The sequence below is a fragment of the Streptomyces daqingensis genome (assembly GCF_014645895.1).
GTDB lineage: Bacteria > Actinomycetota > Actinomycetes > Streptomycetales > Streptomycetaceae > Streptomyces > Streptomyces daqingensis.
In genome coordinates this window covers 119671-130519 of the sequence record NZ_BMMP01000012.1, presented here as the reverse complement: position 1 = coordinate 130519, position 10849 = coordinate 119671, and the positions used below count along the sequence as shown (strand labels likewise).

General features: G+C 71.3%; 8 protein-coding genes, 1 tRNA gene and 1 pseudogene. 5 read left to right on the top strand and 5 right to left on the bottom strand.

What is annotated here, in order from left to right; translation table 11 throughout:
* Window positions 1-55: 55 nt before the first annotated feature.
* The gene (locus tag IEY56_RS18730; RefSeq protein WP_373292124.1) at window positions 56-670 is read right to left on the bottom strand and encodes a rhodanese-like domain-containing protein; all 615 of its coding nucleotides are present in this window, start codon (window positions 668-670) and stop codon (window positions 56-58) included.
* A 271-nt stretch (window positions 671-941) separates the two neighbouring features.
* Here IEY56_RS18730 and IEY56_RS28555 point away from each other — a divergent pair, with 271 nt between their 5' ends.
* On the top strand, window positions 942-3596 hold the full coding sequence (locus tag IEY56_RS28555) for an SAM-dependent methyltransferase (RefSeq protein WP_229712014.1): 2655 nt from the start codon (window positions 942-944) through the stop codon (window positions 3594-3596).
* A gap of 161 nt (window positions 3597-3757) precedes the next feature.
* Entirely contained in the window at window positions 3758-4633 is an 876-nt protein-coding gene (locus tag IEY56_RS18720) for a pentapeptide repeat-containing protein (RefSeq protein WP_189038384.1), read from the top strand.
* Window positions 4634-4718: 85 nt separating this feature from the next.
* On the opposite strand, the gene IEY56_RS18715 is transcribed toward IEY56_RS18720, so the two are convergent.
* Both IEY56_RS18715 and IEY56_RS18710 read right to left on the bottom strand, forming a co-directional pair.
* Complete coding sequence (locus IEY56_RS18715; RefSeq protein WP_189038383.1) at window positions 4719-4940, bottom strand: FmdB family zinc ribbon protein; 222 nt, start codon at window positions 4938-4940, stop codon at window positions 4719-4721.
* Window positions 4941-5053: 113 nt separating this feature from the next.
* Complete coding sequence (locus tag IEY56_RS18710) at window positions 5054-6310, bottom strand: coiled-coil domain-containing protein (protein ID WP_373292130.1); 1257 nt, start codon at window positions 6308-6310, stop codon at window positions 5054-5056.
* Window positions 6311-6545: 235 nt separating this feature from the next.
* Here IEY56_RS18710 and IEY56_RS18705 point away from each other — a divergent pair.
* A tRNA-Val gene (locus tag IEY56_RS18705) sits at window positions 6546-6617 on the top strand.
* 117 nt (window positions 6618-6734) lie between these two features.
* Here IEY56_RS18705 and IEY56_RS18700 read toward each other — a convergent pair.
* Window positions 6735-7499, bottom strand: a pseudogene (locus IEY56_RS18700) (transposase family protein).
* 326 nt (window positions 7500-7825) lie between these two features.
* Between IEY56_RS18700 and IEY56_RS18695 the strand changes: the two are divergent.
* A complete protein-coding gene (locus tag IEY56_RS18695; RefSeq protein WP_189038381.1) occupies window positions 7826-8521 on the top strand; it encodes a hypothetical protein in 696 nt (231 codons plus the stop codon).
* A 563-nt stretch (window positions 8522-9084) separates the two neighbouring features.
* On the opposite strand, the gene IEY56_RS18690 is transcribed toward IEY56_RS18695, so the two are convergent.
* Window positions 9085-10017 carry a zinc-binding dehydrogenase gene (locus tag IEY56_RS18690; protein WP_189038380.1) on the bottom strand — a complete coding sequence of 311 codons (933 nt, stop codon included), beginning with the start codon at window positions 10015-10017 and terminating at the stop codon, window positions 9085-9087.
* A gap of 123 nt (window positions 10018-10140) precedes the next feature.
* Between IEY56_RS18690 and IEY56_RS18685 the strand changes: the two genes are divergently transcribed.
* Window positions 10141-10749: a TetR/AcrR family transcriptional regulator gene (locus tag IEY56_RS18685; protein ID WP_189038379.1), complete on the top strand. Its 609-nt coding sequence runs from the start codon at window positions 10141-10143 to the stop codon at window positions 10747-10749.
* The last annotated feature ends 100 nt before the right edge of the window (window positions 10750-10849 follow it).

Below are 10849 nucleotides of genomic sequence, written 5' to 3'. Positions count from 1 at the left end.
GCCGGCCCCAGCCCGTCGGCCCGCCAGCCCGGCCGCGCACCCGGCGGTGGCCGTTTCAGGCGCCTGCGGCTCCGCCCGTACGGCCGTCCGTCAGGATGCGCAGAGTCGCGTCCCAGCCCGTGCCGCCGCCGGCCCGCCGGTTGTGCGGGAGCTTGGAGAGCAGCACCGCCATTCCGCAGGTGTTGCTGAGCGCCGAGAAGACCAGCCCCGCACCGATCAGCAGTGAGAGGACGCGGGCGCCGGGTATGGCCAGGTCGAGCAGCACGCCCAGCACCACGAGCGATCCCGCGGTGAGACGCACCTGGCGCTCCATGGGCCACACGGCCCGGCTGCCGTCCGACGGGCGGTCCAGCCGGTGGCCGCCGCTCGCCCAGGCGTCCGTTCCGCCGTCGAGGGAGACGGCGGGGACGCCCGCCGCCGCGAGCCGTGCGCACGCCGCCCCGGACCGGCCGCCCGAGGCGCAGACAGCGACCAGGAGAGCGCGTGACGACGCGGTGCGCAGGGCGGGCAGCGCCTCGTCCAGACGGTCGAGGGGGACGTTGAGCGCGCCGGGAATGTGGCCGGAGCCGTACTCGGCGGGGGTGCGCACGTCGATGACGTCCGCATGGCCGAGCCTCGGCCGGAGTTCCTCGACGGTCAGAGCGGCGGGCTGGGCGGGGGGCGTGGTCACGGGCTTCCCTTCGGGGGGCGTTCGGTCGGCGCACGGGAGCGATCACAGGTGCTTGGGCCGGACAGGACAGCAGTGTGGCGGAGCGCGATATTCCGGCTTCCGGGGGCCTGCGGGGGCCTGCGCGCGCCGCAAAACGGCCTTTCCCGGCCTCCCGGGCGGTGACCGGACGAGGGCCGCAGGCGTCGGCGTACGGACCGGGGCGGGTGCCGGAGCACGTCCGGACAGCGAGACTCGACATGCGATCGCGGCTGGTCAGCAGGACGCTGGAGCCATGCTGACGTTGGGCCATCTGACTGCGGGCGAGCGGCCGCTTCTGCGGTGGGCCTGCAACGACGATGCGCCCGACGACCCGAGCCGCGTCATCGACAAGGTCATGCGGTGCGGTCCGGACGGACCGCCCATCGGTGAGCGCACCGCCCGTGCCCTGATGGTGCTTCCCGCCGGCCACAGCCTGGCCTGGGTGCGGCTGCGGGCCGAGGACGCCGCGGGAGTCGTCCTGTGCGGCGACGGCGAGGAGCCCGACCCGGGCGAGTGCGGCTTCGTGCCGGTGCTGAGGCCGACCTTCCCCGGGACTCCCGTACGCGTCGCGGAGGCCCTCTCCGGCGTGCACGTCGCGTCGCTCCAGAACCAGATACGGCAGGTCGAGGAGTACGTGCACCTGGCGGCGGAGGCCATGGCGGAGGGCGGCGGGCCCGACACCGTGCTCAAGTGGATCGAACGGGAGACGGGTGCCCGGGTGGCGGTGGTCGACGGCCACCGCGAGCAGACGTGGCCGGAAGAGGTGCGGCGGCAGTCGGCGCTGCTGCGGGAACTGGTCCACGGCCGGGAGCGCGGACCGGTGAGGGGTTCCGCCGACGGACGGTACGTCGAGGTGTGGCCGGTGGGCGTCGGGCCGCCGCACCGGCTGCTGATCGTCTCCCACACCAGGCCGTGGAGCGGGCGGGGAAGGGTCGGCCTGGAGGAGACGGCCGTGATGGTCGCCGGGCTCCTCCGCGAACAGGAGGTCACGGAGCGGGAGCACCGGCTGCGCGCCGCGGTGCTGGCCGCCCGGACGTCGGGCTTCCAGTACCTGATGGTGGGGGACGTGACGTCCGCCGGACGGGCCGTGGAACCCCTCGCTCCGGGGCTCACGGCAGCGGGTGTCGTGCAGCTCGCCGTCGTCGAGATCGCACCCGGCGAGGACCGCGAGGAGGTCGCCGCCGAAGTGGAGGAAGCTCTGCAGTGGGGGCGCTCGCTGACCGTGCTCTGCCCCGTCGACCAGGAGCAGATCATCGTCATCTGGGACGGCGCGCAGGCACCCGTCCAGACCGTCCTGGAACCCGTCGCGGAGGCGCAGGCCCAGCGGGCCGTGGGGGTGAGCGGCAGCGGACCGTTGGAGCATGCCGCACGTCTGTACGAAGCCGCCGCCGTCAGCGTGGAGGCCGCGCGGCGCACAGCGGGCGGCGTGGCCGTGCACGACGGGCGGCCCCCGCTCGCGGAGCTGCTGGACGCCTCGGCGCGCGCCTGGGCACGTGAGCTGCTCGCGCCGATCGAGGAGAACCTGGCCGAGGTCGAGCGGCGCCGGCTGCTCGAGGTCTGCCAGGCGGCGATCACGATGGGCACGGCGGGCGCCGGCCGGCTCCTGGGCCTGCACCCCGACACCGTCGAGGCCCGGCTCGACGAGCTGACGTTCCGGGCCGGCCTGGACCGCACGCGCCTGGGGGACCGCGCGACCCTCGACCTCGCGCTGCGGCTCGCCGGCCTCCCGCCGCCCGTGCCCGGGACGGTGCCCCCGGCGGGCGGGGTCCGTGCCGTCCTCGCCCAGGAGGGCGCGGCCCTGTGGGGCAGCGGCGTGCTGGCCGGACTGTCGCCGCGGCTGCTGTCCGCCGTCACGACCTGGGTGCACCACGGACTCGACGACCAGGAGGCCGCCCGGGAGCTGGGCATCAGCGGCGAGACGCTGTGGGGGTGGCTGCGCGAGGCGGGGACGCTGACACATCTGCCGCTCACCAAGGACAGACCGGCGGCGGTGCACGACCTTTTCTGGGCGCTGTACGTCACCGGCCGCGTCCGTCCCACCAGCCTGACGCGTGGAGAGGCCGGCGGCGACGGGGAGAGCCGCGCGCAGTCCGGCGCCGCCGCCGGCAGCGAACCGCGAACCGACCGGCTGCATCCCGCACGCGTGTACGACTACTTCCTCGGTGGCCGCACCAATTTCGCCGCCGACAGGACAGCGGCCCAGGAAGCCGTCGACGCCGCGCCGTCCGTCGCCATGATGGCCCGCGAGAACCGCGGCTTCATGCTCCGCGCCGCGCGGTACATCGCCGGCCACGCGGGCGTGACGCAGTTCCTCGACCTGGGCGCCGGCATTCCCACCGAGCCCAGCCTGCACCAGGTCGTCCAGTCCGTGGAGCCGTCCGCGAGGGTCGTCTACGTCGACAACGACCCCGTGGTGCACGCCCACGCCCAGGCACTGCTGAGCAGCAGCCCCCAGGGGCGCACCGCCTTCCTCCTGGCGGACGCGACGGACACGGACAAGATCGTCGACTCGCCGGAGGTCAGCGGCAACCTCGACCTGGAGGAGCCCGTCGCGCTCTCCGTCGTCGCGCTGCTCCCGTACATCGCCGACGACGAGATGGCGCACGAGATGATCCGCCGCTTCACCTCCGTGCTCGCCCCCGGCAGCTTCGTGACGCTCACCCAGCTCACCGCCGACCACAGCCCGGACGACATGGAAGCCGTCCGCGAGCAGTACCGCCGGCAGGCGGGCGTACCGCTGCGGCTGAGGACGTACGACGAGACGGCCTCGCTGCTCGACGGGCTGGAGCTGGTGGAGCCCGGAATCGTGCTCGTGCACCGGTGGGGCTCGGACCGTACGGAGCGGGACCTCGCCGACGACGACCCGCGGGCCGGCTCCTACGGGGCGGTGGCCAGGGTCCGCGGATAGGAGGGGATCTCCGTGCGGTTGGCGTGCCGTGCGACAACCGCCGTGCCCTGACTGTCCGTCCGTCCCGGCTCTGGTCCGGCTCCGTCCCGGACCGGGGAAGGCGCGCCCGGTGCGAGAATGGCGGACGACGCCGCGCCCGGCGCGCCCGGCGACCGGCGGCGATGCCGAGCAGGAGACCGATCCCCGTGACCCAGGACAGTCCCGCCCCCACCGCGCACCCGCAACGCACCGAACTGCGGGCCGACTGCGCCAACTGCGCCGGGCTGTGCTGCGTGGCCCTGCCGTTCGCGGCCTCGGCGGACTTCGCCGTCGACAAGGACGCCGGACAACCGTGCGAGAACCTGCGGCCGGACTTCGGCTGCGGCATCCACGCGCAGCTGCGTGACCGCGGCTTTCCCGGCTGCACCGTCTTCGACTGCTTCGGCGCGGGCCAGAAGGTCTCCCGCGTCACCTACGGCGCCCGCAACTGGCGCGACACCCCCGGCGCAGCACGCGAGATGTTCGAGGTGTTCGGCGTGATGCGCCACCTCCACGAGCTGCTCCTCCACCTCGCCGAGGCCGCGGACCTCCCCGTCGGTCAGCCGCTGCGGCGGGAGCTGCGCAGCGCGTACGAGCGCGTCGAGCGCCTGACGCGCGGCAGCGCCGAGGAGGTTCTGCGCGTGGACGTCCCCGCGCACCGCGAAAGGACGGGCGCTCTGCTGCTCAGGGCCAGTGAGACGGTGCGGTCGCGCGTACGGGGCAGGAAGAAGGACCACAGGGGTGCGGACCTGACCGGTGCGGCACTCGCGAACGCGAAGCTGCGGGGAGCGACACTGCGCGGCGCCGTCCTCATCGCGGCCCGGCTGAACGGCGCGGACCTCAGGCACGCCGACCTTCTCGGCGCCGACCTCCGCGACGCCGAACTGGGCGGCGCGGACCTCACCGGGAGCCTCTTCCTCACGCAGCCGCAGCTCGACTCGGCCAGGGGCGACGGTTCCACCAGGATTCCCGAACGGCTCGGCAGACCCGCGCACTGGGTACACGGCCAGAGCACGTAAACCCGGGCCCACGTAAGCCCGGAAACCACGTAAGGCGCAGCGCACGCGGCTACGACCGTGGTCAGCCGCCGCGGGGCGCTCTCGGTCAGCCGCAGCAGCCGCCGCCGCAGCACCCGCCTCCGCCGCCCGCCGGCGCCGCGCTCGCGGCGGGTGCGGACGTCGAGCCGCCGACCGCGACGGTCGAGAGCAGCTTCACGGTGTCCTCGTGCCCGTCCGGGCAGCTCGCGGGCGCACCGGACTCCGCCATCGGGCGGCTCAGTTCGAACTGCGTGTCGCACTGGCGGCAGCGGTACTCGTAACGAGGCATGGCGGAATGGTATCCGGCGGCCGGAACGGCCCGCGCGGCCGTACGGAGCGTTCCCACGCCGCCCGGGACCGGTCCCCGCGCGGGCCGCACCCCCGTCGGTGCGGCAGGACGGTTCACCGTCCGGCGGCCCGGTCCTCGCGGATCTTCTCGACGACCTGCTGCACCGTCTCCTTCACCGCGTCGAGCTCGGTGAGCAGATGCCAGTAGTCCGGGTGACGGCCCGACAGCGACGCGACGGCGCGGTCCACCCGCGCCACGGCGTCGTCCAGCGGCCCCGCGTGCCCCGGATCGGGCGTGCTGCGACCCGCCATCGCCAGCCGCTGCGCGTCACGGATCGCGAACCGCGTCCGCTCCACTTCCTTCGTCTGGTCGAAGGAGACCTCGTTGAGCCGCTGCAGCCTGTCCCCGGCGGCCTTGATCCCCTCGTCCGCCGTGTTGAGCAGCGCGCGCACCGTCGACAACTGCGCCGTGGCGTCCGCCCAGCGCTGGTCGTCCCGTGCCCTGCGCCCCTCGGCCAGCTTCTCCTCCGCCTGCCGCACCGAACGCGCGGCCTGCTCCGGCACCTGCTGCAGGTCCTGCCAGCACGAGGCGCTGAAACGCCTCCGCAGCTCGCTGAGGACCGGCTCGACCTGGCCCGCCCGCGTGTGCAGCGCCTGGGTACGGGTCCGCAGCGAGGCGAGCCGCTTGTCGATCTCCTTCACCCGCTCGGGCAGCCGCTGCGCCTCCTCGCGCACGGCCTCCGCTTCGCGCACCACGCGGTCCGCCCTGTGCAGGGTGTCCTGGACTCCGTGCCGGCCGGCGCCCTCGTTGAGCTTCGTCAGCTCCGGGGAGAGCGCCGCGAGCCGCGCGGCCAGGCCGTCGGCCTTCAGCCCCGCGTCGCGTACGGCGTCCAGCGCGTTCGACGCCGCGAGCAGCCCCTGCCGGGCCCGCTCGACAGCGGGCGCCAGGCGCGCCAGCTGCGTCTCCGCCTTCGACAGCAGCGGCCCCAGACTCTGCCCGAACCGCTCCAGCTCGCCCTTGACGCGCTCCAGGTCCTGCCGCGTCCTGTCCAGCTCGGCCCGGGCGCGGGCGGCGGTGGAGGCGTCCAGGTCGTCACGGTCCAGGTCGTGGGCGTCGACCGCCGTGATGTATTCGTGGCTGACCTGGTCGATACGCGCCCCGAACTGCTGGAAGTCGGAGACGGCCTTGCGGGCGGCAGGGGAGTCGTCGACGGCGGCGACGGTCTCTATCGAGATCCGCAGGTCACGCTGGGCGGTGTCCAGCTCGTAGAAGGCGGCCGCAGCCGCATCCTTGGCCTCCTGCGCTCCGGCTCGCTGATCCTCGGTACGGCCACTGCCCCAGCCCCAACGGCGTGTGCCGCCGCCGCTCATAGCCGCCACCGAACCTCTCCCCGTATCCCCATGCGCACCAGTGGATCACAGGCCATTCTCCCACTACGTGCCAACGAACACACGGGCCGGATCGTTCACGATCGCCGGGACGGGACTCAGGCGGGGCCTCCCCGGCGCGCGGGTGCCGGGGAGGCCCCGATGCGGCCGCCCGGGCGGCGGTCGCGGTTTGTACCCCGTGGGGCGGGACAGGGTAGTCTGTGGCCTCGATCCTCACGGGCGCATAGCTCAGCGGTAGAGCGCTTGCCTTACAAGCAAGATGTCACTGGTTCGATCCCAGTTGTGCCCACCGGGTAGATACTCCCTCTGACCAGCAGCCGAAGGGCCGTTCACGCAGCAGCGCGGAACGGCCCTTCGAGTGCTTGTCGCAGGCGGGGGAGCCAAACAGGGAGCCAGTGAGCTGTTTTCATCTTGACTTTGAGCAGGTCAGGTGCAGGGTGAGGACAGCTTGGACGAGGCTGGTGATGTGGGTGGTGGAGCATCGCAGTTTGCGCAGGAGCCGCCAAGTCTTGAGGGTGGCCATGGCCTGCTCGACGAGCGCGCGGATCTTCGCGTGCGAGCGGTTGACGGCTTGCTGACCTGCGGACAGCGTCTCCCAACTCCCCAATACGGCAGGCGTATGGTGCCGTCGGCACCGCGGTAGCCCTTGTCTGCCCAGCACTTCACACCGGTACCGGTCAGGGCGTCGATGATGCCGTGGGTGCGTGCGGCCCTGATGTCGTGGACCGCCCCGGGCAGCGCCGGCGACGCCCACAGCAGCCGTCCTTTCGCATCGGTGATGACCTGCACGTTCATGCCGTGCTTCTTGTGTTTCCCAGAGAAGAAGGGTCGGTCGGCGGCGGCGCGGTCGATGGGCAGCAGCGTGCCGTCCAGGATCACGAATGCCTTGGTGGAGGCGGTCTTCACCGCTTCGGCGAGAGTCGGTGCGAGGCCAGGGCCTCGACCGCTTCGGCGATGTACCGGTAGGCGGTGGTGGCGCCCACGCCGAACCCCGCGCGAGTTGGGCATAGGTGTGGCCGCACCGCAGATGAGCCAGTACCAGCAACGCCTGTCGTCCGGCGGGAAGCCGACGCCATCGGGTTCGCATTTCTCGTCGCCGAGCCCGAAGGCGGACGGAGAGGTAACGCAGGGTCGAGGCGGACACATCGACGCCGGACGGGTAAACAAGCACGCGGAAGCTCCTGGCTGGATAGCTGATCTCGACAATCACCCGTCTACCAGGAGCTTCTTCGTGTCCGGGCACCGCCCCCAGCCCAACTACCCGCTCACCGCGTCAGGTTGGAAACACCTCAGTGTCGAACTGTTCGGCTGGGTCCATGTTCGCCATGGCCGACACGAACCACACAAGCGTTGCAAAAGTTGACGGTATCGCACGACCTGATCACGCGCACAAGTCGGCGCGTTCACGATGCACGTACGATGTGAAGTCGTTCGCACGCGGTGCTCAGCAGCCGCTCACATGAAAAGGTTGAACCAAGCATTTTAGGGAGTCCACTGATGAGCGATCCCGATACCTTGCCGCCGACGCCGAATGGTGGGACGCAGCGGAATCGAAACCCTTGGAAGTTGGCTACCTATTGTCTAACGGTGGCGTTATTGGGGACATTCTGCGGACTCATTTACTCACTTACAACCAGCAACGATACTGAGGGCAAAAACTCCACCCCGGGCTCGAACCCGTCGATTTGGGAAGATCCGCGATCGTTAGATGAATCCTCCCCTATCTCGCCTGGCCCCTCAGGGGAAGCGCCTGACGGTTATGAGGTGGGGGAGAAGGCGCGAAGCGGTGGCGCTGTGGTCACAATCGTTAAGGTTTACGAGTCAGACACGATCCCCACGGTTGATGGAGATAAACAGAAAGCGGGAGGTGAGGCGAAGTACGTGATTCTGGAGGCGCTTGTGCTTAACGACGCTAAACAGAGCATGGATCTTACCTGTGGGCTTCCCATCGCCAATGCATTGCTGGACGACGATGGGAGGCGCTACGACACTATCGATGACCTGAGTGAAGTTGAGGGAAACCCAGAATGCAACGCTCAGCTCCAACCTGGCTTTAAGGACGAAATGCGATTCGTCTACCGGGTGCCCGCTGATGTGAAAGTCACAACTTGGGAGTTTGAAGAATACGATCTCGAAGAAGACAGGAAGCCGTCCGTTATTCGACTCAGCAAGGCGATTGCGGAAGGCGCCTGATTCAGTTGCGCAGACTGTCCACGCTTGTCACAGGATGAGAGCCATTCGGTGTGACGCCGCGGCCGCTCTGTGCTGCGTGAACTGGTGCACCGAATGGACTATCTCGGTCAGGCTCGCACTATCGGATCCTAGCCCCCGCGTAGGCGTCATAGGACGCCGTGCCGCCGCTTGTTAGCGGTGTCCTGACTCCTGCGGCGACGCGCTCCGAGCGCTCCGGCAGGGCCGCCGCGCCGGCACCCATTCGCTCGCTAAGGCAGTACGCATGGGAGCCAAGTGGGGAGCCAAACGCAGCGACAGCCGGCAGTACCGCACGGACGGCCACGGATCGAGGGGGTGCATCTGATGTCACTGGTTCGATCCCAGTTGTGCCCACCCAGCAGATTCTCCTTCTAAACAGCAGCCGAAGGGCCGTCAACGCCAGCGCGCGGACGGCCCTTCGAGCGTTCTGGCCGACACTCGCTCTCGGACGTACCGCCGAGGGCCGTCGCCAAGTTGCCGACGCCGGCGTGCGCGCAGTCGACGCGGAGCCCGCATCCGGCTCCGCGCGCCATCCGGCCGCCCGATCACTCGACGTCGAGGACGGCCTTGCCGTGCAACTGGCCCCCGAGCAGTGCCTCCACCGCCTCCGAGTGACGGGTCCAGGGGCCGCGCCAGCTGATGCCTGGGTCGAGCCGCCCTTCGGCGACCTCGTGCGCCAGCCAGGTCAGCTCCGCGGAGAAGTCGGGGGCGGGGTCACCGAAGAGGAAGAAGGTTCGGATCGACCGGTCGTGCCGTCCGCCGTCGCCCAGCAGGGCGTCCGGCGGCAGTACGGCGTCGGCCCCGGAGGAGCGGCCGACGCTGACGAGGGTGCCGCCGGCGCCCAGTGCGGCGAAGGCGTCGACGAGGTGTGGTCCGCCGACATTGTCGAGCACGGCCGCCACGGGCTTCCGCACGGCAGCGGGCTCCGGGTGCACCTCGGAGGCGCCCAGGGTCCGCAGCGCGGCGGCCTGGCCGGACGCCCGGCTGACGGCGACGACGTGCGCTCCCGCACGGGCGGCCAGCTGGACGGCGTAGCGGCCGACACCGCCGGAGGCGCCGGTGACCATGACGCGGCGGCCGAGCAGCGGGCCCATCCGGCGCAGCGCGTGCAGGGCGCTCAGTCCGGCCACCGGAAGGGTGCCCAGCGCACCGGGATCGGCTCCCTTCGGGGCGGTGCCGAGCAGTGTGGCGGGGACGGCCCGCAGCTCGGCCCAGCCCGTGTGGCCGACGGTCACGACCCGCTCCCCTTCGGCCGGGCCGGAACCGTCGGAGGCCGCCCGGACGACGACGCCGGCCGCGTCCCAGCCGAGCAGGGAGCCGTCCGGCGTCCCGGGCCGGGTCGCCGTGTGGATCTCGCCGGAGTTCAGCGAGAACGCCTCCACCCTGACGAGTGCTTCGTTGCCGGCGGGCCGCGGGTCGGGTACGTCCGCCAACGTCAGGTGCCCGGGTGAGGCGTGGTCGACGACGAGTGCGCGCACGAAGTCCCTTTCGGATGCGGAGCGCCCCCGGCAGGTTCAGCGGGGGCGACGAAAATGCCACAGTGTGGCGTTAGCCTCAGAAGAGCATATGCATATAGGAGGCGTATCCGCTACGGTGCGGTGATGGCACCGTCCCCTTCTTCGCCAGAGCAGCCCGTCACCCTGCGCGAACGCAAGAAGCTGCGGACGCGCAGGGCCCTGGCCGACACCGCCGTCACGCTCTTCGGCGAGCGCGGATTCGACGGCACTCCGCTGGACGCGCTGCTGGAGCAGGTGGAGGTCTCCCGGCGGACGTTCTTCCGGAACTTCCGCTCGAAGGAGGACGTGGCGCTCACGGCCGTCAAGGAGCTGTGGGGGACCTACCTGGAGGTCGTGGACGCCACCGAGAAGTCAGGACCGCTGGCCGACGTCCTCCTCGGCGCCATGCTGGGCACCCTGGAGCGCATGGACGAGGACTGGTACCGGCGCTTTCCTCCCACCCTGCGCCTGATCGCCGGCTCGCCCGCGCTCGACGGCCACGCGCTGCGCCACTGCGCCGAGACCCAGACCGAGCTCGTCCGCCGGCTGGGCGTACCGGACCGCCTCGAACTCCGGCTCCTGATCGAGTTCTTCGTGGCCGCGTGGCGCTGCGCTCTCGACGAGTGGCTGCCCGACTGCCCTCCGGGTGAACTCCCTGCGCTCCTGCGGCGCTCCTGCTCCTCGATGGCCTCGTCCCTGGCTCTGGAAGCGTGAGGGGGCCAGCGCCCGGTGCTGGGCCTGTGCGGGGCCTCGGCCGCTGTGCGCGAACGGGTCGGCGCCGGAGCCGAGCGGTCGAGGGGAGGGTCCCCGTCTC